18 protein-coding genes are annotated in these 23243 nt (G+C 55.1%); 9 read left to right on the top strand and 9 right to left on the bottom strand.

Translation table 11 applies throughout. The annotated features are described in order from the left end of the window. Window positions 1-166 precede the first annotated feature (166 nt). Window positions 167-1651, top strand: coding sequence for an NAD(P)/FAD-dependent oxidoreductase (locus GX030_00260; protein ID NLV90818.1), 1485 nt, complete (start codon window positions 167-169; stop codon window positions 1649-1651). A 50-nt stretch (window positions 1652-1701) separates the two neighbouring features. Here the strand turns inward: GX030_00260 and GX030_00265 are convergent, their stop codons facing one another. The 6 genes from GX030_00265 to araA all read right to left on the bottom strand — a co-directional run bounded on the left by GX030_00265 (window position 1702) and on the right by araA (window position 10466). Continuing rightward, the gene (locus GX030_00265; GenBank protein ID NLV90819.1) at window positions 1702-4428 is read right to left on the bottom strand and encodes a family 78 glycoside hydrolase catalytic domain; all 2727 of its coding nucleotides are present in this window, start codon (window positions 4426-4428) and stop codon (window positions 1702-1704) included. Between the two features lie 13 nt (window positions 4429-4441). Beyond that, window positions 4442-5437 (bottom strand): exo-alpha-sialidase, encoded by a 996-nt coding sequence (locus GX030_00270; protein ID NLV90820.1) that lies wholly within the window; start codon window positions 5435-5437, stop codon window positions 4442-4444. 214 nt (window positions 5438-5651) lie between these two features. Then, window positions 5652-6536: an acetamidase/formamidase family protein gene (locus GX030_00275; protein NLV90821.1), complete on the bottom strand. Its 885-nt coding sequence runs from the start codon at window positions 6534-6536 to the stop codon at window positions 5652-5654. A 35-nt stretch (window positions 6537-6571) separates the two neighbouring features. Next, a complete protein-coding gene (locus tag GX030_00280; protein ID NLV90822.1) occupies window positions 6572-7414 on the bottom strand; it encodes a DegV family protein in 843 nt (280 codons plus the stop codon). A 271-nt stretch (window positions 7415-7685) separates the two neighbouring features. Continuing rightward, window positions 7686-8921 carry an alpha-L-fucosidase gene (locus GX030_00285; protein ID NLV90823.1) on the bottom strand — a complete coding sequence of 412 codons (1236 nt, stop codon included), beginning with the start codon at window positions 8919-8921 and terminating at the stop codon, window positions 7686-7688. Between the two features lie 36 nt (window positions 8922-8957). After that, on the bottom strand, window positions 8958-10466 hold the full coding sequence (araA, locus tag GX030_00290) for an L-arabinose isomerase (GenBank protein ID NLV90824.1): 1509 nt from the start codon (window positions 10464-10466) through the stop codon (window positions 8958-8960). 234 nt (window positions 10467-10700) lie between these two features. Between araA and GX030_00295 the strand changes: the two genes are divergently transcribed. The 3 genes from GX030_00295 to GX030_00305 all read left to right on the top strand — a co-directional run bounded on the left by GX030_00295 (window position 10701) and on the right by GX030_00305 (window position 13713). Beyond that, the gene (locus GX030_00295; protein NLV90825.1) at window positions 10701-11615 is read left to right on the top strand and encodes a tripartite tricarboxylate transporter substrate binding protein; all 915 of its coding nucleotides are present in this window, start codon (window positions 10701-10703) and stop codon (window positions 11613-11615) included. Window positions 11616-11696: 81 nt separating this feature from the next. After that, window positions 11697-13268 (top strand): C4-dicarboxylate ABC transporter permease, encoded by a 1572-nt coding sequence (locus tag GX030_00300; GenBank protein NLV90826.1) that lies wholly within the window; start codon window positions 11697-11699, stop codon window positions 13266-13268. After that, window positions 13258-13713, top strand: coding sequence for a tripartite tricarboxylate transporter TctB family protein (locus tag GX030_00305; GenBank protein ID NLV90827.1), 456 nt, complete (start codon window positions 13258-13260; stop codon window positions 13711-13713). The genes GX030_00300 and GX030_00305 overlap by 11 nt, the downstream gene beginning before the upstream one ends. Window positions 13714-13822: 109 nt before the next feature. Here GX030_00305 and GX030_00310 read toward each other — a convergent pair whose 3' ends face one another. Beyond that, entirely contained in the window at window positions 13823-14815 is a 993-nt protein-coding gene (locus GX030_00310) for a diaminopimelate dehydrogenase (protein NLV90828.1), read from the bottom strand. An 82-nt stretch (window positions 14816-14897) separates the two neighbouring features. Next, window positions 14898-17102 carry a glycoside hydrolase family 3 protein gene (locus GX030_00315; protein ID NLV90829.1) on the bottom strand — a complete coding sequence of 735 codons (2205 nt, stop codon included), beginning with the start codon at window positions 17100-17102 and terminating at the stop codon, window positions 14898-14900. Between the two features lie 180 nt (window positions 17103-17282). Here GX030_00315 and GX030_00320 point away from each other — a divergent pair, with 180 nt between their 5' ends. The 5 genes from GX030_00320 to GX030_00340 all read left to right on the top strand — a co-directional run bounded on the left by GX030_00320 (window position 17283) and on the right by GX030_00340 (window position 21039). Continuing rightward, window positions 17283-18002 (top strand): CBS domain-containing protein, encoded by a 720-nt coding sequence (locus GX030_00320; protein NLV90830.1) that lies wholly within the window; start codon window positions 17283-17285, stop codon window positions 18000-18002. Between the two features lie 208 nt (window positions 18003-18210). Next, window positions 18211-18732 carry an ECF transporter S component gene (locus tag GX030_00325; GenBank protein ID NLV90831.1) on the top strand — a complete coding sequence of 174 codons (522 nt, stop codon included), beginning with the start codon at window positions 18211-18213 and terminating at the stop codon, window positions 18730-18732. Window positions 18733-18764: 32 nt separating this feature from the next. Further along, window positions 18765-19532, top strand: a complete 768-nt coding sequence (locus GX030_00330) for a type III pantothenate kinase (GenBank protein ID NLV90832.1) — start codon at window positions 18765-18767, stop codon at window positions 19530-19532. A 129-nt stretch (window positions 19533-19661) separates the two neighbouring features. After that, window positions 19662-20405, top strand: coding sequence for a sugar phosphate isomerase/epimerase (locus GX030_00335; GenBank protein ID NLV90833.1), 744 nt, complete (start codon window positions 19662-19664; stop codon window positions 20403-20405). A gap of 91 nt (window positions 20406-20496) precedes the next feature. Then, a complete protein-coding gene (locus GX030_00340) occupies window positions 20497-21039 on the top strand; it encodes a flavodoxin family protein (protein ID NLV90834.1) in 543 nt (180 codons plus the stop codon). A 259-nt stretch (window positions 21040-21298) separates the two neighbouring features. On the opposite strand, the gene GX030_00345 is transcribed toward GX030_00340, so the two are convergent. Then, the gene (locus tag GX030_00345; GenBank protein NLV90835.1) at window positions 21299-23221 is read right to left on the bottom strand and encodes an ADP-ribosylglycohydrolase family protein; all 1923 of its coding nucleotides are present in this window, start codon (window positions 23219-23221) and stop codon (window positions 21299-21301) included. Window positions 23222-23243: the final 22 nt, after the last annotated feature.

A 23243-nucleotide genomic window follows, 5' to 3' on the forward strand; every position in this document is an offset into this window, starting at 1 on the left:
GTCGCCTCCTAATTACTTTGACTCTTCTAAGTTTTTCCATCAATGGAAATTAAGTCCTGCCTTCGGTTTAGCCCTATGGAGGAATTGGGTATCAAAACTTAGCTTCTTACTCTGCCACCCTGAGCCTGGGGTTGTCCGGAAATTCCCTTGAAAGGAAAGGTGCACGATGTACGATGTTGCCATCATTGGAGCCGGAGTCATGGGCTGTGCCATCGCCCGGGAACTGTCCCGCTACCAACTGCAAGTTCTCCTTCTGGAAAAAGACATCGACGTTGGGGTCGGAGCGACCAAGGCCAACAGCGGGATCGTCCACGGCGGATATACAGCGGCCCACGGTACCCTGAAAGGGGAGTTAGTCGTCAAGGGGAATCGCATGTACCGACAGCTGGAGGAGGAGCTCAACTTTGGCTTCCGGCAGACGGGGTCTCTGGTAGTCGCCTTTACCGATGAAGAAAGGGAGATTCTGGCCCAATTGCAGGCCAATGGCGAAAAAAACGGCGTCCAGGATCTGCGGATTTTACAGCGGGAGGAGGCGCTGGCCCGGGAACCGGCACTGAACCCTGCCATTGTCGCTGCCCTCTATTGTGGGGAAACGGGAATCACTTCCCCCTATGAGTTCTGTATCGCCCTTGCCGAAAACGCCGTAGCCAATGGCGTCACCCTAGCTTTGAATAACGAAGTGAAGCACATAGAGTCCAAGGCCCAGGGCTTTCAGCTCGTCACCGGTGCCGATACCTATCAGGCCCGGTATGTGATCAATGCAGCGGGCGTCTATGCCGACACCATCGCCGCTATGGTAGGAGCCCAAAACTTCACCATCCTGCCCCGCAAGGGCCAGTACTTACTCCTGTCCCGAGGCACCGGGTCCTTAGTCAACCACGTAGTCTTCCAAACCCCGGGACCACAGGGCAAAGGCGTCCTGGTGACCTCCACCTATTGGGGAAATCTGATGCTGGGGCCCAATGCCGAGGATGTCACCGATCGGGAGGATTTGGCAACGGAAACCACCGCCCTGCAGGATATCATTGCCACCGCCTGGCGCAGTGTTCCCCAGATAGATATTACCAAGGCCATTCGCTCCTTCTCAGGGATCCGTCCCAGCAGCGACCGAAGGGATTTCATCATCGAAGAGTCGCGGGTACCAAGGTTCATCAATGTGGCGGGCATCGATTCACCGGGGTTAACCTCAGCTCCTGCCATTGCTCAGCGGGTCTTACAGTTGCTTGAGGAATTAGGAGTAGTCCTGGAGCCTAAGGCTGACTTTAATCCTCGACGACGGCCCATCACCACCTTCAGCCCACTGCAGCCGATGTCAGAGATTGTTGCCGATGTCAATCGCCCACCGGGAGATCCCCTGCGGATCGTGTGCCGCTGTGAGCAAGTCAGGGAGCAAACCATCGTCGATGCCATCCACCGGGGGATACCCATTAACAGCACCGATGCCATCAAACGCCGCACCCGGGCGGGAATGGGCGCCTGCCAAGGGTCCTTTTGCACGTCACGGGTCAAGGAGATTATTGCCAGGGAAAGGGGACTGGCTCCCGAGGAGATTTTTCTGCGGGGACGACAGTCGGGAGACTTTCCCGCCAGGATTTCCAGCCGTGAGCTGCGCCAAATCGCGCAAGGTCTGCAAGCTCCCAGACAGGACTAGAAAGGGATATAAAGGAGGGGTTCTGGCCGCCAGAACCCCTTTTTTGCCTCTCATCTTACCTTTTTGCTGCATGGGATGCCGCTGGGCACCTGCCGCTGATATCCAGCAACGGTGAAGCGATACTCTCCCGAACCCGCTTCCACGACGAAGTAGGTATCGTTGCCCTCTTCAACCACCGGTAGGTTAACAGCACGAACCTCACGTCCATTGACCTGCATCTCAAGGGCTGTCCCCTCGCCACGGGGGACATAGATCTTCGCCTCGGTATTGACGGGAATGGACACCTGCAGCGACAAGGTACCCTTGCTCTTTGTCCAGTAGGAGGCAATGGTCCCCCGCAGGGTGTGCAGCGCAGCCCCGGCATAGTCGAGAGCCTGGGGAATACAGGGTTTGATCACAATGCCGTCCCACCCCGGCTGTCCCAAGGCGATTCCTGCCAAAGAGCGGTAGAACCAGACATCAACGGTACCGAACATGATGTGGTTGTGGGAATTCATCCCGGTACCGGTGAGTTTTTCCCACCGTTCCCAGACGGTGGTTGCCCCGGACTTGATCATGTACCCTAGGCTGGGATAGCTTTCCTGGGTCATCATCCGGTAAGCCACCTCTTTGAGGCCATAGCGGGTTAGAGTATCGAGGATAAACTTCGTCCCCACAATTCCAGTATCAAAGTGATAGTCATGATGCACCGTAATTTGCTCCACCAGATTATCCACCACGGCCTCTTCGGCGCCCTCGGGCACCAGCCCCAGTTGTAGACCAAGAACATTGGAGGTCTGATCGTTATTGCCATAGTACCCACCCTCGGCGTTGAAGTACTTCTTGTTAAAGGCCTGGCGAATCTCCTGGGCCTTTTCGGCGTACTTGGCTGCATCCTCTCCGTTACCTAGCACTTGGGCTATCTTGGACAGAGTGAGAACGTCGTGGTAGTAATAGAAGGCAGAAGTAATCTCTCTGGGAGTTTTCTTGGGGATGACACTGCCTGGTGGACACCAGTCGCCGTACTTATTGAAATCAACTAGACCATCGGTCCCTTCCCTGGCGATGAGCTGGTCTACGTACCGCCGCAGACCATCATAGTGGTACGCCAGGAGATCCACATCCTGGTAGTAGCGATACATCTCCCAAGCCAGAACCACATAGGCAGTACCCCAGGCGGGATCCGCGGGGTACAGGGGCCAATAGGGAGGAACTACATCGGAGACACTGCCGTCTTCCCGCTGAGCATCCTTGATGTCCTGGAGGTACTTGGTGAAGAAGGCGGCCATGTCGAAGTTGTAGATGGATTCCTCTGCCACCAGCTGGGCATCACCCATCCAACCCATGCGCTCATCCCGTTGAGGACAGTCGGTGGGTACGCTCATCAAGTTGGACAACTGCCCGTAGATCACATTGCGGTGAATATTGTTCAGGAGGGCGTTGGAGCAAATGAAGGTGCCGGTCTCCTCCACGGCAGTATGCAAGAAACACCCCTCCAGGGAATGCAGGTGGGGTACCGTGGCCAGCCCGGTCACTTCCACGTACCTAAACCCGTGGTAGGTAAAGCGGGGTTCCCACTCCTCCTGAGCTGCCCCCTTGAGAATATAAACGTCGGTGGCCGCCGCCTGTCGATTGATCCTCGGATCTAGTCTACCCTCGTCATCGAGCACCTCGGCATACCGCAGGGTTATCCTGGTACCCCGAGGTCCTTGCACCCGCAGTCGAACCCATCCGGTAAAGTTCTGGCCAAAATCGTAGATGTACACCCCTGGATCGGGGCTGCTGATGGATACTGGTTGAAATCTGCGGGTAATCTTAATCGGCGGCATCAACTGGGCCCGTAGTCTTCCCTTGGGGCCCTCCACCACCTGGGCCCAATCCCAATCCCCGGTGTCCAATCCCGGCTGATCCCAGCCCTCGATCTCCCGTCGAGCATCATAGACTTCACCTTCAAAGATACCGTTGACACCTAAGGGACCCCGCCGGGTCTGCCACCCCGCATCGGTGACAATCCTCTCTACCGAACCATCGTCATAGGTGAGGTGGAGCTCAGCCTTCACCCGGGGAGTAGCTTCATAGCCCCGAGGCGCATCCAGCCAATGAAAGCGAACATAGCGACCATTGCCCAACATCACCCCTACGGCGTTGGTTCCCGCCTGCAGGTAAGGAGTAATGTCATAGACCGAGTACAAAACCCGATGATCATAATCCGTTTGCCCCGGCTCCAGGACCCTGTCCCCCACCTTGGCGCCATTGAGCCTCAGTTCATAATAGCCTAGGCCGCTGATGTAGGCCCGAGCGGATTTCAACCCTTTGGTGACGGCAAACTCGGTGCGGAACAAACTTCCGGGATAAAGCTCATATCCCGCCTCACTAACCTCTGGCCGAGCCTCGAGATCTTCCCTGTGGGCAATCCACTGTCCCTGCCATTCATCCTCCGTCAGGAATGCCGTCTCGAAGGTGGCGATATCACTAAAGTCGCTGACTTGACCATCACTGTCCCACCATCGCACCCGCCAGAAGTACTCCTTGCAGGACTGCAGACTTTGACCAGCGTAGCGCACATTAATTGACTGTGAAGACTTGACTTGCCCGCTGTCCCAGACATTGCCCTGGGCCGCGACAGCTAGATCCCAATCATCGGCAACTATGATCTGGTAACTACTTTGAAACTGGTTTGGCTCTCCATGCTGGAGGGCCCAGGAAAATCTAGGGGACGTAACGTCAATCCCAAGGGGATTCTTCCCGTATTCACAGCGCAAGTTCACCGGGGGCATAGGGTTGTTACCCTGATACATTGGTCACACTCCCTTAGTCAAGAGATAGCTCGCAAAAGGCAATCCGAGTTCGATTCCACGTGTAGGTCAGATAGATCCCATCCTGCGTGGCCACAATCGCCGGATAGGAAAACTCACCTTCGTCCTCTTCCAGGGTGATCATCGCCGGCCAAGTAATTCCATTGTCACTGGAACCTGCCACCACCAAAGGGGTCCTCGCTCCCCAATTTTCCCCCACGGGATTGTAAGCTAGGGCCAAGTAACCCTGAGGGGTCTGCGCCAAGTCGATGCCGCTGTTGTTGTTAGGCATATCTATGGGATAGGCCCGAGACCAGGACTGACCATTGTCGTTAGAGTCCGACCGGAAAATCCTTCCCTCTGTAGACCGCAAAAGCATATGTACCCGTCCCGGCTGGGACTGCCACAGAGTCGGCTGAATCACGCCTTTGCCGGTGACTAATGGTTGATCCTCCGCGGTTTCACCGGTTCCCGGCCTTGCCAAGGGAACCAAGGAACTTTGCTGCCAAGTGGCTCCCTGATCCCTTGAGCGATCGACAAAGGCATCCCATCGGTCCCCTTCGATGGAAGCGGGAGCTAACCACGTTCCATCAAAGGCAACAATCGGCTTGTTCTTCACCGGACCCCTCCCTCCCCGATCGCCGGGCACCAACTCCCGGGGAGCCGACCAGGTTTCCCCCTGATCTTCGGAGATCATCACTCGGGTCTGCCAGGAGGGTATTTGCTTCCCGACTTTGTAAAAGAGAAAGATCCGCCCATCGGGTGCGCTAAAGAGTACCGGATTCCAGTGGGGAAGCCCTTCCTCATCGGCAATACAAATGGGAGGACTCCACTTGCCCTGGCTTCGGCGAGAACACCAGATGGCTACATCATCGGCGCCTTCCTCGCTGCCGCCAAACCAAGCAGCCAAGATCTCCTGATTCGGCAATACCACCAGCGTGGAGGCATGACAACTGGCAAATGGCCGCTCATCGGTAAAGATGAACTCCCGCTGTCTAATGGTAAACTGCAACTTCTCTCAACTCCCTCTCCCAACTGACTCTACTCTTCGGGAAATACCAGAATTATCCTTGCCGCTGCCGGTCAAGGGATAGGGTTTATTGACGCTCTCCAGATAGCGGACTAACTAATACACCCGTAGCTTGTTAAGACAATCTACGGGTGCTTTGATTTCTATGGGCTGTAAGACAGTAGAGGCCAGAAACCTACCGGCTAAAGGATACTGGCTAGAACATACTGGGCAGAATGCTCTTGGGCATGGCAAACCTTACCGTGCGCTTGGGATCCACCACTTGGCAGATCTGCAGATCGCCGGCCGCGCTGAGGAGCATTCCCGCCTCGTTAAAGGACAGGCCCAGCTGTGCCATCACAATCTGAGTCATCTCTTCAGTAGCAATGCCGATGGCCGTCTCCAGATCCTCATGGGATGCGATGGTGTAACAGTAGTTGGCATCCTCTAACCGAGGATTGGTGATGGTCACCTGCTCCATCACCTCAACTTTGACGGTGATCTCCCCGGAGATCTCTATTCCTGTGACCATGATCTCTCCATCACCCATGGCAGCGTGAACATCGCCCATGGCCAGCAAGGCCCCTTCGTGAAAAACAGGAAGATACAGGGTCGCCCCCTGTTTGATTCTGTTGTTATCCATGTTCCCGCCATGGACATCGGGTACCCCACAGGGGACCCCTTCCCCCTTGGGTGCTACCCCAATCACGCCGATCATGGGCGAACAGGAAACCTTGATATCCGGGGAAAAGATCGCCATCCCATCGACGATGGGAATTCGCTTCACCTGGCTGGTAGTCACTTTACCGCCTAAAACCCCGGCACCGGGAATCGCGGCCATGATCCCCCAGGGAGCAATTTCGATGTCCAAGATCCGGATTTTCAAGGTGTCGTTGACCTGGGCTCCCTCAATGAACACGGGACCGGTGGCGGGATTCACCTGCTCCCAATCCATCCCTTCAATGGGTTCAGTTCCATCGGTGATTTGATTATTGAAGCAATTCCTAGTCTCAAAGACGATAATGTCTCCCGACCTCACAGTCATCGCCGGAGGGTTATCCTTTGACATCACATAGATGGTGGTCTCGCTGACTCGATACATGGTTCCTTCAGCTTCCTTCTCTTTGGGATTGGTATCTAGAAGGCGATCACGATGCCACCATGATCGGCATAGATACTGGTAACACCAGCGGTTTCAACGATAATGATGTCCTTGAAGTTAAACCTCTCTAACACCTCGGCCTTCAGAGCCTCTGCCTTCTCTCGGGCGTTGCAGTGGGCAACTCCGAGGATCTTTTCCTCCAAACGCTCTCCGTGTTCCTCAATCTGATCAATCAGGCGGCGAAAGGCCCGCTTAGTTCCCCGAGCCTTGTCAAAGAGCTTGATGGTTCCCTCTTCCGAGGCTCCTAACACCAATTTCAGGGACAAAACGGAACCGATTTTACCCATCACCTTGCCCATCCGCCCGGACTTCACCAGATTGTCTAGGGAGTCCAGGAGGAAAAAGGTCTTCATTTCAGCGATATACGCGTTAACCCTCTCCACGATCTCAGAGATTTTGAGACTTTGCCGCGCCAGTTCTTGAATCTTCATGCAAACCAAGGCTTCCCCTACCGATGCACTGCGACTGTTAAAGACATGGATAAATCGACCGGCATCCTCGCTCTGGATGATCTGTTGAGCGATGGTTGCACTTTCATAGGTACTGCTGATTCCCTGGGAAACGGTCACGACGAACGTCGAATCCCCCCCAGCCCCTTTGATCGCTTCAACAAATTGTCCCGGCGATGGACTAGCGGTCCGGGGTGCCACGCTAGAGGACCGCATCAACTCGATGATTTCCTGCTGGGTGAGAGTGCCGTCGTCCTTAAATTCCCTGTCTCCAAAATAAAGGGTAAGTGGCACTTTGGTGATGTTCAATTCTGCATCCAGCTTAGCATCCGTGTCACAAACACTATCGGCAACGATCCTGATTCCCACTGAGTATCCATCCCCTTCTCCAAGAACCCATGGCAACCCGAAACTGATCCGCCTGAAACAACTGATTCGGCAGTTAGACTACAGCTAGGTTTACCCATAATTTCCCGGTCTTAGTCATCTTGAGTCCAAAACTTATTCGCAGAAGCTAACGCTATCTCCTTGCGGTAAGGGCAAAATTTCCATTATGACGTCCAAAAACCAGCAGGACAGCCCCGCGACGACAGTGGCTGTCCTGATTCGACAAAACAATGTTCCTTCTGCTGGTTAGCTATTAAGCAAAGGATACTTCCGCGACTCGCACCACTAGATTGGTGCCGTAGGGATAGCCCGTTGCGTCCACCGCCAACAAGCCCGAAGACCTATCCTGAGCAAAGGCGAGCTCTTCGTCATTATCCATCCAACGAATCGACGCCACGGGCTCAGTGACACCGCTAAAGGCCTTGGGCCCGGCACCGGATTCGCCAATGGCCACATTGACATCACCGGTATTACCTAGATCGTGAATGAACAGATACACTTTGCCATTGGCCTCTAGGGCAAAGTTCCTGCCAGTACCCTTGACCGAGGTGGGTTTGCCCTCATAGATCACATCGCGGTGCATCTGAACCCAAGCACCCACCCGCAATAGGGCTGCCTTCTCATAGTCCGGTATCCGGCCGCTGGCCGTTGGGCCGACATTAAGCAGATAGTTGGCCCCTACCTTGCGGCAAGCGCAGAGGTTGGCGATAATCTCCTTGGGAGACAGGTAACAGAAATCCAGATCGCCAATACCCCAGTGTTGGTTCATCGTCTGGCACATCTCCGCAGCCACGTACTTGGGCATGCCCTCTCGATCCATGGGCGTGGGGTGGCCCTGTTCAAAGGTCACGCTGTCGATCTCCCGATGACCGATATGACCCCGAGCGCTAAGTCCCGTGTTATTGATAATCATCGCGTTGGGCTGATGGCGGCGAATTAACCCATACAACTTGTCTTCCTGCCAATCGGCACCGGGTTTGCTCCAGTTCCCATCAAACCACAAACCACCGATCTCACCATACTGAGTGCAGAGAATTTCCACGGATTGACGCAGGTACTCTAAGTATGCCTCGAAATCCTTCTCAAAATCCTGGTGATACCAGTCTAGGGTCGTATGATAGAAAAAGGGAAGGATCCCCTCGGCGCGACATCCCTCGACAAATTCTGCAATCAAATCCCGTTTGGCACCGCTGTTGGGAGCATCGTACTGGGACAACCCCCGGGTATCATACAGGGAAAATCCATCGTGGTGCCTAGCGGTAATGGTAATATACTTCATCCCGGCCTGACGGGCGATGCGAGCAATGGCTCGCGCGTCAAACTCCTCCGCGGTAAAGGTCTTGGCCAGGGGAGCATACTCTTCCTTGGGAATCTGGGCTCTGTTCATAATCCACTCCCCTCGACCCAGCTGGGAGTACAATCCCCAATGAATGAACATGCCGTAGGCCAGTTTCTCAAATCGGGCCACTCGAGGCTCCGGTTGGGGTATCGCCATCTCGCTCTCTCCTCCTAAAGTTAAATTTCCTTAGAAACCCCGGCGCATCTGATAATACACTTCATTGAGTTTGAGCTGCTGCTTAAAATCCCAGACATTGGTGTTCCCATCGATGATCAACAGCTCCAAACCCGCTATTTCCGCAAAATCCTTGATATGTTCCGTGGTCACTGCCTGACTGAAACCACTGTGGTGGGATCCGCCTGCCAGAATCCAACTGGTGGCTGCCACTGGCAGATTAGGCCTAGGTTCCCACAGAGCCCTGGCCACCGGGAGTTTAGGCAGAGGTTGCTCTGGCTCCACTACATCCACTTCGTTCAAGACTAAACGGAAGCGATTACCCAGATCCATGATGGCAACACAGATGGCAGGACCACTGGCAACATCAAAGACCAACCTCGGGGGATCGGCCTTACCTCCAATGTCCAAGGGGTGAATCTCCAGCCGGGGACGATCCTTGGCAATGGATTCACATACCTCCAGCATGTGGGCCCCTAACACCTGCATCCCTGAAGGCGCCAGATGGTAAGTGTAATCCTCCATGAAGGAGGTTCCCCCTTCAAGTCCGCTGCCCATCACCTTCATGGCCCGTACCAGGGCTGCCGTTTTCCAGTCGCCTTCGGCCCCAAACCCGATGCCATCGGCCATCAAGCGCTGGGCTGCCAAACCCGGCAGCTGGGACAGTCCATGTAGGTCCTCAAAGGTGGTGGTAAATCCTTTGAAGCCGCCCTCCTGGAGAAAGGCCCTGAGTCCCAATTCAATCCGTGCCGCCTCCCTTAAAGCCTCCCGTTGACTGCCGCCGGGCCGCAGGGATTCAGCCAGTTGGTACCGCTCCCCATAGATGGCTAGAAGCTGATCCACTTCAGAATCCGCTATCTCGTTGATATAGGCCACCAAATCACCGATACCGTAACCGTTGACGGAATATCCCAATTGAATCTCTGCCTCAACCTTGTCCCCCTCGGTGACCGCTACCTGCCGCATGTTGTCCCCAAAACGGGCAATCTTTGCTCCCTGGGCATCGTGCCAGGCCGCTGCCGCTCGAGTCCAGGTACCCAATTCTGCCAGCACCCGAGGATCTTGCCAGTGCCCAACGATTACCTTCCGTTCCAATCGAAGGCGAGAAGCAATATACCCAAACTCCCGGCATCCATGGGCCGACTGATTCAGATTCATAAAATCCATATCGATTTCATCCCAGGGGATCTCCCGATTATATTGCGTATGGAGATGAACAAAGGGTTTGTGCAGACTTCGCAATCCCGGGATCCACATGCGAGCCGGTGAGAAAGTATGCATCCAGGTAACCAACCCGATACAGTTTGCTGCGGCATTGGCCTCCAAGCACAGTGCATGAATTTCCTCGGAGCTGGTCAGCACCGGCTTGTACACAACCCGAACCGGGATCGCCTCGGCTCCGTCGAGACCCTGTGCCATCTCCTTGGAGTGGGCTTCCACTTGCCTAAGGGCTTCCTCACCATACAGGTGTTGACTGCCAGTCACAAACCAGACTTCTAACTCCCCAAGAGCCACCTTCATCCCACACCCTCCCGTCGAATCAAAGTTATCTTTGATGTTCCGGGTTAGTGACCATTTTCCTTGTTGGACTGGCTCCCCTTTGTGAGTCCCGTCATATAGTACTAGGAATCAAAGCCTAACACTTGTAGTGCTGGGCAAAGAGTGAGCTGTGCCGGTAATAAGACTATGTAAAGGGAGTGTATAGGAGTGAAAAAAGCACTGGTGCTGGTACTTGTGGTGTTGGCAGGTCTATTAATGGTCTCGGGTTTGATGGTGGCCCAAGCTGCGGACTTTCCCAACAAACCCATCACCTACATCATCCCCTTCGATCCCGGAGGACAGACGGACATCGAGGCCAGGCGCCAACAGCCAATCCTTGAGGAATTGTTGGGAGTGCCTGTCATCATTACCTACCGACCCGGTGGCGGCGGTTCCGTCGGCTGGTCTGAGTTAGCCAATTCACCGCCCACGGGCTATGTCATCGCCGGCAACAACATCCCCCACATCATTCTCCAACCGCTGCAAAGGGGCAATGCCGGCTATAACACCGAAGATCTGGAACCGGTTTCCCTGTTTCAAACTACCCCCATCGGACTCGCGGTTCTCAAATCCAGTCCCATTGAAAGTTTCGAGGATTTTGTCCAGTATGCTAAGGAACACCCCGGGGCAATTACCATCGCAGGATCGGGAACCTACTCAGGGCATCACATCGCCTATTTGCAGTTGGAGAAACTGGCTGGAATCAAGACCACCTACATCCCCTTCACCGGGGCTGCACCCCAGATCACGGCCTTCCTGGGCGGTCACACCACAGCCATTTTGGCCAACTCCAATGACTTGGTGCAGCATCAGGATCGGATTCGGGTCCTAGCTATCGGTGACGACCAGCGCTTTCCCAGCCTTCCCGATGTACCGACCTTCGTAGAACTGGGCTATGACATGATTCCCCGGATCGACCGCGGGATCTGTGTTCCCAAGGGCACCCCACCAGAGGTGATCGCCATCCTGGAAGCAGCCTTTCTAAGCATCGCCAGGGACCCTGAGATTCAGTCTCAGATGATTGAGCAGGGGTTTGTTCCCATGGCCCTGGGGGCACAGGAGTACAAGGAATATATTGCGCTGAAAACCGTGGAATACAGCGAGTTAATGCAGGCACTGGAGGACCGGTAGGAGGGGAAGGGAAACTACCCCTCCCACCGGCAAGGTCTGTGGTAGCCTGCAAGTTGGGAGGTCAAAGTCTTGCTGGAACACTTGTTATTTGCCTTCGGTGAAATCTTCGCGCCCAGTAATTTCCTACTGCTGGTCCTAAGCGGCATTGCGGGAATCATCGTGGGCTGTCTGCCTGGGTTGACGGCAACGATGGCTTTAGCCCTCTTGGTTCCCTTTACCTTCACGATGCCAGCCATCACCGGATTAATCATGCTCGGGGGATTGTATGTCGGAGCGATGTTCGGCGATGCCATTCCTGCCACACTGATCAATACCCCAGGCACCCCATCGGCCATTGCCACCACCTTTGATGGCTATCCCCTGGCAAAAAAGGGGCTAGCTCAACATGCTTTGACCGCCAATGCCTTTAGTTCCCTGGTGGGTGGACTGATCGGCACCATTCTCCTGCTCACGCTGTCCCCTCCCTTGGCGGAACTGGGGCTGAAGTTTGGACCTCCAGAGTACTTCTGGATGGCCATCTTTGGTTTGACCATCATCGGCACCCTGGCCTCCCAGTCAATTCTCAAGGGGTTGACGGGAGGAGCCCTGGGCTTGCTCCTCAGCACCATCGGGATTTCTCCCATTGCCGGTGATGTTCGGTTCACCTTCGGAGTAACGAACCTGCAGGCGGGAGTAGACCTAATGGTTGCCTTGATTGGCTTTTTCTGCATCCCCCAGGTGCTGGAGATGGTGGAATTCGGGGTCAAGCACCATCGACCGGTGAAATACAAACCCCAGAAGGGCGTCGCTCTTCAGACTATCGCCTTTCTCCTCCGCAAACCGATACTTTTGATCCGCTCATCATTAATTGGGGTCCTGATTGGGATCATCCCTGGAGCCGGCGGAAACATTGCTGCCCTAGTGTCCTATAACGAAGCTGTCCGATGGTCGAAAACCCCCGAGGAGTTTGGCAAAGGCAACATTGAGGGAATTGCGGCGACAGAAACCGCAAACTGCTCCGTGGTCCAGGGTTCCCTCATCCCGATGCTGACCCTAGGGATTCCCGGTTCGCCCGCGGCAGCGGTGATCCTAGGCGCACTGATGCTCCATGGCATGCGTCCCGGTGCGGAGATGTATACCACCTTTGGTCATATCACCTATACCTTCATTTTTTCTTTCTTTGTCGGCGTGATCGTGATGTTCATCTTTACCGCTTGGGGCTCTCGGATCTTCGCCAGAATGGTTAACGTACCCCTCCAGCATTTGGCACCAATGATTGCCTTCCTGGCCATAGTTGGCTCCTTTGCCATTCGCAACAGTCTGCTGGATGTGGGGCTCATGTTGCTCTTCGGCCTTTGCGCCTATGTTCTCCACAAGCTGGGCTTTGAGTCAGGACCGGTAGTTCTAGGACTAATCATGGGTCCCTTCGCCGAGCAGGGTCTGGTGCAATCGATCCTCATGGGGCGGGCCTCGGGCTCCGTTCTGCGCCTGATGTTTAGTCGGCCCATTAGCTTGGTTCTCATCGGTCTTTGTCTAGCCTCGGTAATTTGGCCGATGGTATCCCACTGGCAAGGAAAGCTGAGGACAGGGCAACGGGAGCAGGGACCCGCAGCTGCCGAGCAGCCTAGTGCAGCAATCACTGAGGAAGGGGTGGTGATGGGCCGTGATCAATAGTGACACCCTCTCTGGGCTTTTGACCTTAGCCCTAACCTTAGTGGCATGGTATCACTCCCGGGATTTCACCTATTACGGCGGACTCTTCGTTAATTGGGTGCTGGCCGTCTTGTTGGCGTTAGGCCTAACTTCAGCGGTGAAGGGACTGCTGCCGGCAAGGCGCAACCAGCCCAAAGAGAAGCCGGATCCAGCAGCCTATCGCAAGGTCCTGGCAACCCTGCTGGTTCTGGCTCTGGGAATTGCAGCCATGCCCTGGATCGGGTTTGTCCTGGGCAGTATCGCCATCTATACCCTAATTTCAATGCTGATTGCTCCCACCCGCCCAAGGTCTCCAAAGGGATGGGCCCAAACCCTAGTAATAGCTGCCATCACCTCTGGGGTCTTTTACGCGGTCTTTCGGTATGTCTTGATGGTGCCACTGCCCACGGGCACCTGGTTTGGCTAGCGCCTCCCACCCCTACAGCGTGGCTAGGAGGCAAATCTCCCCTTTGATCCAGAAAACGAGGCAGCCAGGATTCTACCCTCAGGCGGTAGATTCCTGGCTGCCTTGAATTCTATAACAGCCGCTGGCGCAGGTTTTCCGGGGAATCCATCGATAGGTATCCCACTGGGATATCAAAGATGGTAACCGCGCCGGTCTTGCCCTCCCGATGGAGACGGTACACCGCTCGAGCATAGGCTACCAAGACACTGGCGGTAAATTCCGGATTACTGTCTAACCGCAGGGAGAACTCCACCACTTGGTGGTGTTCGTCCCGTCGGCCGGTGGTGGCACTGCGAATCACCAATCCACCGTGGGGCATCTGGGAATGCTCCCGCAGCAGCTCCTCCTCGGTGATGAAGGTCACCTTCGTTTCATAATCGGCAAAGTAGTTGGGCATCGCCTTGATCTCTGCCGCGATCCTATCCTGATCCGCGCCCTCCTCTGCCACCACGTAACAATCCCGCAGGTGTTGCTCTCCCACCGCCAGCTCCGGTTGCTCCCCGGCTCGGACTCGATCCAAGGCCGCTGAAATCGGAATGGTGTACTGGACGGCATTTTTTACTCCGGGAATGCGCCGAATGGCATCGGAATGACCTTGGCTTACCCCTCGACCCCAGAAGGTATAGGTCTTACCTCCGGGCAACAGGGCCTCGGTCATCAGACGCTGGAGGGAAAACAGCCCCGGATCCCACCCGATGGAGATTGCCGCCAGCTTGCCCTTGGCTTTGGCGGTTTTGTCCATCAGGGCAAAATACTCTGGAATCCGGCTGTGGGTATCAAAGCTATCTACGGTGTTAAACATAGCGGCAAACTCCGGCCCTTGCTGAGGCAGATCCGTTGCCGACCCACCGCACAAAATCATCACATCGATCTGATCGGTGTACTCATGGGCCTTTGACACATTGAGCACCAAAGTCCCCTGTTCTCCTGTATTAACCTGTTCCACGGGCCGCCGGGTGAACACAGCCACCAGTTCCATGTCGGGGTTCTTGGCAACGGCCAGCTCAACACCCCGACCTAAATTCCCATAACCGACAATGCCTATTCGAATCTTTTCTGTCACTTCGCTTCCTCCCATAGTCGCCTTGCAACATCTTCTGCTCTGTTCATTCCATGACCTATGACGGCAATGTCAGCGGCAGCAGCTAGTAAGGCAGCTGTACCGGGGCATCGGCCACTACTTCAAATTGGCCCAGCAAGACACTGCGGCCCGTCAATTCAGCACTGCGGGCATCGGGCTGTTGTCCCCCGACACTGACCTGGAAGGTTCCCGGCTCCAGCACCGCGGCTCCCGCCTCATCAATCAGCGCCAACTGTCGCGGGGTCAGGGTAAATTCCACTACCTGCTCTTCCCCAGGGCGAAGGTGAATCCGCCGGAATCCCTCTAGACGCCAGCGGGGAACGGGAACCGAGGCCTCCAGGTCAGTCAGATAAAGCTGTACCACCTCATCCCCGGCCAACTCTCCCACGTTCTTGACGGTGACCTGGACCTTGACCGAATCCTCGGGCCCAACCTGGGACCCTTCGATCTTTAGCCCGGAGTATTCGAAATCGGTGTAAGACAGTCCATACCCAAAGGGATACAGAGGAGTATCGGTCATATAGCGGTAGGTTCGTCCCGCCATGCTGTAATCGGTAAACTCCGGAAGCTGATCCAGGGACTTAACATAGGTCACCGGCAGCCGTCCCGCGGGGTTGTAGCGACCAAAGAGAACATCGGCAATCGCGGTTCCGCCCTCTTCACCGGGATACCAGGCCTGTAAGATGGCCGGGACATTCTCCTGGGCCCAGTTGATGGTCAAGGGGCTGCCGCTAAAGAGGACCAGCACCACGGGCTTTCCTAACTGACACACCGCCTGGAGCAACTGCTCCTGCAGCACCGGCAGAGATAGACTGATGCGGTCTCCACCGCCATCGGAGTTAGCTACGTCACCTTCTTCCCCCTCAAGTTCCGGAGAAATACCCAGGCACATCACCACAACATCGGCCCGTTGGGCCACGGCTAGAGCCTCAGCAAAGCCATGGGTGGGCTTGACGCCCCAAGGAGCATCGGGAGAACCCTCGTACAAAGAGCATCCCTCGGCGTAGTACACCTTTGTCTCCGGCTTCACCGCTTGGCGAATGCCTTCCAGAGCAGTCACGTACCGGGAGGGAGTACCGAAGTAGTTGCCCAACAGGACACTCTTGCGATCGGCATTGGGTCCGATGACGGCAATGGATTGGATCTTGTCCCGATCCAAGGGAAGCAGTCCATCCTGGTTTTTCAACAACACCATACTCTCCCGCGCAGTTTCGAGAGCCAGCTCCCGATGGGCTTCACAGGCATTTACCTCGAAGGGGATTTGGGCATAGGGAACCCGCTCCGGTGGATCGAACATTCCCAACTTGAAGCGAGTGCGCAGCAGCCGACGCAAGGCTACATTTATTTCTTCTTCAGAGATTAGGCCCTGTTCCGCGGCAGCCACCAAGCTGGGGAAGGTGTGACCACAATTGAGGTCGCAGCCATTCTTAACCGCCAAGGCTGCCGATTCCTCCGGTGACTGGGTAACCTTGTGCCGTGCATGGATATCGTCAATGGCACCACAGTCGGATACCACATGGCCGGCAAATCCCCACTCCTGGCGCAGGATCTCCTCTAGCAGGGTGGGACTGGCACAGCAGGGCTCGCCATTGGTTCGATTGTACGCACCCATCACCGCCTCAACTTGGCCCTCCTGCACACAGGCTTTGAAGGCCGGCAAATAGGTCTCCCGCAGGTCCTTGGCACTGACCTGGGCATCGAACTCATGGCGCAGGGACTCTGGCCCGCTGTGGACGGCGTAGTGTTTGGCGCAGGCGGCAACCTTGAGATATTTCGGGTCATGGCCCTGCAGCCCCTTAATAAAGGCTACCCCCAACCGGCTCGTTAAGTAGGGATCCTCACCATAGGTTTCCTGTCCCCGGCCCCAGCGGGGATCCCGGAAGATGTTGACATTGGGAGACCAGAAGGTCAATCCCTTGTAAATCCCGCGGTCGCCATGGCGGGCGGCTTCATGATGCTTGGCTCGAGCCTCATCGGAGATTACCGAACCCACCTCTTCCAGGCGCTCGGGGCTAAAGGTAGCCGCCATCCCGATGGACTGAGGGAAAACTGTGGCCACTCCCGCCCGCCCAACGCCGTGGAGACATTCGTTCCACCAGTTGTACTCTGGAATTCCCACTGAAGAGAGTGCTGAGGAGTTATAGATCATCTGGGATACCTTCTCCTCCAGCGTCAACCGGGACAACAGATCTTCAATCCTGGCCTCTAGGGGTTGATCCGGATCCCGAAACAGTGGTAACTCTTGGGCTTTTGTGTTTTTGGCTTCCATGCCTGTACCTCCTTTAACCTTAGGTCCTACCCTTCGGCGATTAATTGGCTACTAAATCGATTCAGTTTTTCCGTCGCAAACACCTGCGATACCCAGGGGATTACAGGAGTTTATTTCAGGTTAACCGAAGTCTTTCATAAGTACAGAATTAAGGCCCTTGTCCGTGGAAGGAGTGATCCGGTGAATCGAGAAAACTCCACCAGATTTCTCGATGCCTTCGCCCACATAGAGCAGGCCCTAGAGGATATCTTAGGCACTACTAGACACAAACCTTTTTATCAGTTGGTGGACGAAGCGGCCCGTAAAGACCCCTTTGTTCAGGATATTGCCGTGGAACTAAAGGAATACGGCGATCTGCGCAACGCCATCGTGCACGAACGAATCGACGATGAACCCATCGCGGAACCCCATGCAGAAACCGTAGCCCGCATCGAGCGAATTCGTGACTTGCTGCTGGAGCCGCCCAAGGTTGATCAGGAATTTCTCGGGCCGGTGATTACCTGCCAAACCACAGATTTAGTCAGCACCGCCGCGGAACTGATGTACCAACACTCCTTTTCTAAGATTCCCGTATACGATGAGGAGAACAGATTCGTTGGACTGCTAACTGCTGAGGCCATCACCCATTGGCTCGGTGCCCAGCTGCAAAAAAGGAGCAACGATCTCTATCGGGAAAGGGTGGAATCGGTACTGAAGTATGTGGACGAAAGAACCACCAGTTTCCGGTTTATCAGTCGCCACACCCCCGTGTTTGAAGTGATGCGGCTCTTTGATGAAACTACCCATCGGGGGCAGCGGTTGCAGGCGGTGATTATCACCCACGACGGACGGGAGGACGCACAGCCCCTGGGAATCATCACCGTCTTTGATCTTCCGAAGATTTTCAACTTGATCAACTAGGGGAGAGGGCCAGCGAGGCTAGACACTCCCTAGACCCTGTAGTATAGTATAAATGAGACAGCTTCCTTGCTGCGGCCGCTGATGGTGGTGGGAAGAAATAGGCTCAAGATAGACCGGGATTTCTCCCAACCGATACCAGGAATTACCGTGGCAAGTACTGTCAAAATACGTCCGGTACCCCTTTGGGACTGGAACGGAGGGGAAAAAATTGAATCTAACTACCCGTCAAATTGTTGTGATCGGCATGCTGGGAGCTATTTCCATTGTGCTGGCGGTCTCGCCCTTGGGCTTTATTCCGATGCCCACGGGAGTTCACGTCACCATCATGCACATCCCGGCGATCATTGGGGGAATTTGGCAAGGGCCGGTATCGGGAGCCTTGGTGGGTCTAATTTTCGGCATCTATGCGCTGCTGAATCCCATTCCCGCCTTCTTTTCCGATCCTCTTGTCTCGGTTCTTCCCCGATTGCTGATCGGAGTTACCGCCTATTACGTCTACCGCGGCTGGTTCCACCGACGGACCAAGGTGATTGCTGCTGCCCTGGTGGGTTCTGCCACCAACACCATCGGTGTCTTGGGGATGATCGCCCTAAGGGGCTACCTACCCTTTGAGGCAGTGGCGGCCGTTGCCTTGAGCAACGGGATATTGGAGATGATTGTCTCCGCCATTGTGACCGCTCTCATCATCCGAGCGCTGTCCAAGGTGAGGGGTTTTTCGCTGCTTAGCTGAACAGACGGAATCAACTAACGGAGGGAATCCCGATGCTGTTGGCTGTCGACGTTGGTAACACATCCACGGAATACGGAGTCTTTGAGAAGGATCGTTTGGTTGCCAATTGGCGACTGAATACCCACCGTTTCCAAACCGCCGATGAGCTGGGTTTGATCACAAGTCTGATCCTCCATCAGCGAGGACTTAGACCAAGGGTCATCGACGGAATGATCATTGCCAGCGTGGTTCCCCCCGTCTTGCCTAACCTGCGGGAAATGGCCCGCACCTATTTCGATCTCGAGCCCTTGGTGGTTGGACCGGGAATCAAGACTGGGATCCCACTGCGGTTCGATCACCCAAGGGAGATCGGGGCCGATCGGATCTGTAACGCGGTGGCCACCATAGCCAAGTACGGCGGACCCGCGATTATTGTCGACTTTGGCACCTCCACGAATTTCGATGCCATTTCCCCATCCGGCGAGTACCTGGGCGGGGCCATCGCCCCGGGCATCAGGCTCTCCATGGAAGCCCTCTTTGGCAAAGCATCTCGGCTGCCTCAAGTGGACCTGTCCCGGCCGCCGTCGGTGATTGGCAAGAATACCGTTGACAGCCTTCGAGCTGGCATCTTCTTCGGCGTCTTTGGCCAAATCAAAGAAATTGTCACCAGAATGGCTGAGGAAATAACGGGAAATCCCACGGTGATCGCCACAGGCCCCTACGCTGAGCTTTTTACCCAGGAGATGGACCTGATTGCTCATGCCGAGCCCCATCTAACCCTGCAGGGTCTGCAGCTAATCTTCAGCTACAACCAGTCATAGAGGATAATCAGCAAGTGTAGTATTCAACAGCTCCAGCGATGGAGCTGTTTTCTTTTGGCAGGACTCCCCTTCTCCAAGGTGAAACTAGCGATCAAGTCAACAGCATCAAGTGGAAAGGGAGGAGTCACGATGAGAAGATATGTGGTGGCTTGCCGCACCCAAAGGGAGCAGCTGCCCGTTGTGGCCGCGGCAGGATTAAAATATGTGGAGATCGATATCGTTCCTGAATCGGAAGTTGCTTCCCTCAAAGGGACTTTGACGGACTTGGGGCTGGTGGCCAGTTCCGTAGTAGTGAGGATGGACATCAATTCCGATGCAGGGATTGCCCACCTACCTTCGGCCTTTTCCGTCGTTGAGCAGCTGGGAGCCTCGGTGGTTTTTACCAGTGTTAGCGCCAATGAATCCGAGCCCGAGGCCGCGATCCAAAGGCTCCGGCGGGTTGGTGATTTAGCCAAAGAGCATGGATTAACCGTTGCCCTGGAGACCCATCGCAACCTAGCGGAAAATTCTCAAGTACAGCTGCGGACCATGTCGGCAGTAGATCACGAAAACATCCGGATTAATTTCGATACGGGAAATATCTATTATTACAATCGGGGTCTTGATGCCGTCAGCGAGCTGAGCCATGCCCTGCCCTACGTCGCCAGTCTCCACCTGAAGGATACCATGGGGGAATACGAATCCTTTGACTTTCCGCCCCTGGGCCAGGGTATCGTGGACTTTCCCGGTGTGTTCAACCTCTTGGACCACTGGCGATTTGATGGCCCCTTGACCATGGAACTGGAGGGACCCATCATCCAGGAGTTAGGGCTGGCCAAGGCCCTGGAAGTTTCCATCAGCTACCTCAAGGATCTGGGCCTGGTGATCCCCTAGAATGGCTGCCCCCACCCGTTGCTGATTAATATTTCAAAGCTAGGGTAAATAATAGATAGGTAGTAGAACTTCAGTGGTGGGAGGCAAAAGGATGACTAAGGTATATGTTCTTTATGCCAGCATGTTTGGACACACCAAGGTGCTGGCAGAGGCAATCGCTGAAGGCGCAGAGAGCGTGGAAGGCGCTGAGGTGGTACTGGAGTCCGTCGAAGATGTCAATCTGGAAGAGCTGAAAACCGCCGATGCTATCATTTGGGGATCCTCGGGGTTCTTTGGCACCCCCAACCCGAAGATGGCTACCTTCCTCTCGAAATTAGGTGGGATGTGGGCCACGGGAGATCTCAGGGGCAAAGTAGGAGGTGTCTTTGCCACCACTTCGACTCAACACATGGGTATTGAGCAGATTCTCCGGGTGCTCCAACTGCCCATGCAGCATCATGGTATGATTGTGGTTTCCAACACCGGTGAATTAACACCGGAAAGGACACTATATGGTTGTCCCTATGGAGCGGCCGCCACTATACCCGTTGAAACCTCTAAGGATGCACCGATGAATCGGCCTCGGCCAGAGGAAATGGAGCTGGCCAAAGAGTACGGGGCGTTAGTAACCAAGACCGCAGCCCGGTTGAAATAGGATACCGGAGCACTTCACCAACGGAAAAAGCCCTGACGGGGAGGTTCCCTTCGTAACCCCTCGTCAGGGCTTTTTGTTCTGTGAAAGGAGGAGATCACTAGAAACTATTAATCTCTAGACATCTAGGGCCACCAACGTTCCTTTGCAGTTGTTGGTGGTTATTGCTACCTCCTTCAGCTTGGCTAATTGATGCGTTTATTATACCCCAAGGCACAATATCTGGCGGGAGAATTCCTGCTATCCCCGTCGCAGGCCCTTGCTACCAAGGCATCTGAGCCCGAACCACGTCCATCACCGCGTCCCCTCGGTTAATGGGATGTTCGGAATCTACCCCTGAGAGGATAAAGTGGGCTTCCGCCTCCCCATCTCCCCGCTCCAGCTTCACGAGAATCTGGTTCCATCCTGCCTTGAGGGTAGCCTCCGCGTAGTTAACTCCGTCGCCCCCTTCGTTGGGTGCCAGGGGCACCACCTGCGTTGTTCGATGGATGGGCTCTCCGTTGATCCAAAACTGCATCCGGTTGTTGTTGGGCACGCCAATCAGCACCTGGCGCTCCTTGAGGGCCTCCACGAAATGGGCTAGATACACCACTCCCTGCCTTCCGTCGAATAACTCCTCAGGGCGAAGATCGTTATCGTGGCGCCAAATCTCCCTCCAGCCGTCGGGAACTGCCGTCAATATCTCTGTCTCCACCACACCGCAGTCATCCTCCAGGTTCTTACCGACAAACACCGGGGAAACCAACCAGCGAAAGCCCCCAGCGTAGACCAAGGGGATTCCCATCAAGCCCGGTCGGTCCTCGACCCAGATCTCAATCATCCCCCGATTGGATAATTCAATGGCATCGGGACTAGCTGATACCTCAAACTCAAGGGCCAGTTTCTGGTATGGCTCCAACTCTGCTTGCTGGCTTTCCCGAGGCGATATGTTCCAGTCCTTGGGAAGGCACACTGTCACGGTGCAATTGAGGCTCTCTGCTCCAGGATTAGCCAGGGTGAGGGTAAACCTGCTGGGTTGGTCTCCCACCACCGCGGCTGAATGATGGTAGGTCACCTCCGCCTGCAGGGTCTTGAGATCGAACTTCAGGGTATCGGGTCGATAATGATGCAGGGATGCTAGATCCAGGTCAAAGGTAGGGGGACTCTGCTTCTGTGAGATACTGTCTACAATCTCTACTTTGCAGTTCCAGTAATTCAACACCCGGAGAGCCATTTGGTAGACCTCTTCCGTGAGTTCATGGAGATTAGTGGGAGCGGTGAGGTTCTTGATGCCACCGGTGTTAACGTTGGTGGTAATCTCATCACCTAGGGGCTGCACCCACTTTTCCGGCAATCCCTGACGACCGAGAATAATGCCGAGAATTGCTCCCAAGGTAGCCCCGGTACAGTCGGTGTCCCAACCACAATTGACGGCCTTGCACAGGGCATCGGCAAAGTCCTCTCCCCACAGCCACCCTACCGTCTGGAAGGCCAGGTTCAAGGGCGAGTATTGGGCAACGGGGCTGTAGAACTCGGTCTTGAGAATCTCCCGGGCCTCGATCCAGGATCGACCTTGGTGGTACAGCTCAAGGGTGCGGGTGATCGCCCGGTGGGTCTTGCAGCTGGCGGGAATGGCGCTTAGCCCCAAGGAAATAAGTTCAAACTTGTCATCGATGACAAAGGCACAGGACTCCACCACCGCGTTAAAGATTTCTCCATATACCGATTCGCCGCCGGCGTGATCACAGATCGCGTCTTGAAAGGCATAATGGGCAGCAACCTGGGGCGCGGCCGGCGCCACACAGGCCCAGATCTCCGAACGGATGGGGCTTCCCATACAATCGATAAACCAGTTGTTATACCATCCAGAAACGGGAGGCTGCAATCCCTTTACCAAATTGGTCTTATGCAACCCGTATTCATCGAAGTTGTAGGCAACACAGTTTAACCAATAGTCCGCCAAATCCCGGGCAGTCAACCCCGGCCCCCGCTCCTTCAGGGCCTGGAGCCAGATCAGCTGCAGTTCTAGATCGTCGTTGGGGATCCCCCCTTCCGGCAGCTCGGGGTACCACCAAACATCAAACATCTCATCTTGCCCGAATCTTTTTTCCAAGGGCTCTCCCAAGGTCCCACCGATATTCTTGCCCAACCAACAACCATATACTTTATCCAAATAAGTAGCACGATCCAACTGAATCATACCCATTGCCATTCCCTCCCTGGGCTTT

The organism is Bacillota bacterium (assembly GCA_012727955.1).
Classification (GTDB): domain Bacteria; phylum Bacillota; class Limnochordia; order DTU087; family JAAYGB01; genus JAAYGB01.

What these genes read in the sequence shown, in the direction of transcription:
- GX030_00260 (NLV90818.1), top strand. Translation starts at nt 167, where the DNA reads ATGTACGATGTTGCCATCATTGGAGCCGGAGTCATGGGCTGTGCCATC.
- GX030_00265 (NLV90819.1), bottom strand. Translation starts at nt 4,428, where the DNA reads ATGTATCAGGGTAACAACCCTATGCCCCCGGTGAACTTGCGCTGTGAA.
- GX030_00275 (NLV90821.1), bottom strand. Translation starts at nt 6,536, where the DNA reads ATGTATCGAGTCAGCGAGACCACCATCTATGTGATGTCAAAGGATAAC.
- araA (NLV90824.1), bottom strand. Translation starts at nt 10,466, where the DNA reads ATGAAGGTGGCTCTTGGGGAGTTAGAAGTCTGGTTTGTGACTGGCAGT.
- GX030_00295 (NLV90825.1), top strand. Translation starts at nt 10,701, where the DNA reads ATGGTCTCGGGTTTGATGGTGGCCCAAGCTGCGGACTTTCCCAACAAA.
- GX030_00315 (NLV90829.1), bottom strand. Translation starts at nt 17,102, where the DNA reads ATGGAAGCCAAAAACACAAAAGCCCAAGAGTTACCACTGTTTCGGGAT.
- GX030_00330 (NLV90832.1), top strand. Translation starts at nt 18,765, where the DNA reads ATGCTGTTGGCTGTCGACGTTGGTAACACATCCACGGAATACGGAGTC.
- GX030_00335 (NLV90833.1), top strand. Translation starts at nt 19,662, where the DNA reads ATGAGAAGATATGTGGTGGCTTGCCGCACCCAAAGGGAGCAGCTGCCC.
- GX030_00340 (NLV90834.1), top strand. Translation starts at nt 20,497, where the DNA reads ATGACTAAGGTATATGTTCTTTATGCCAGCATGTTTGGACACACCAAG.
- GX030_00345 (NLV90835.1), bottom strand. Translation starts at nt 23,221, where the DNA reads ATGGGTATGATTCAGTTGGATCGTGCTACTTATTTGGATAAAGTATAT.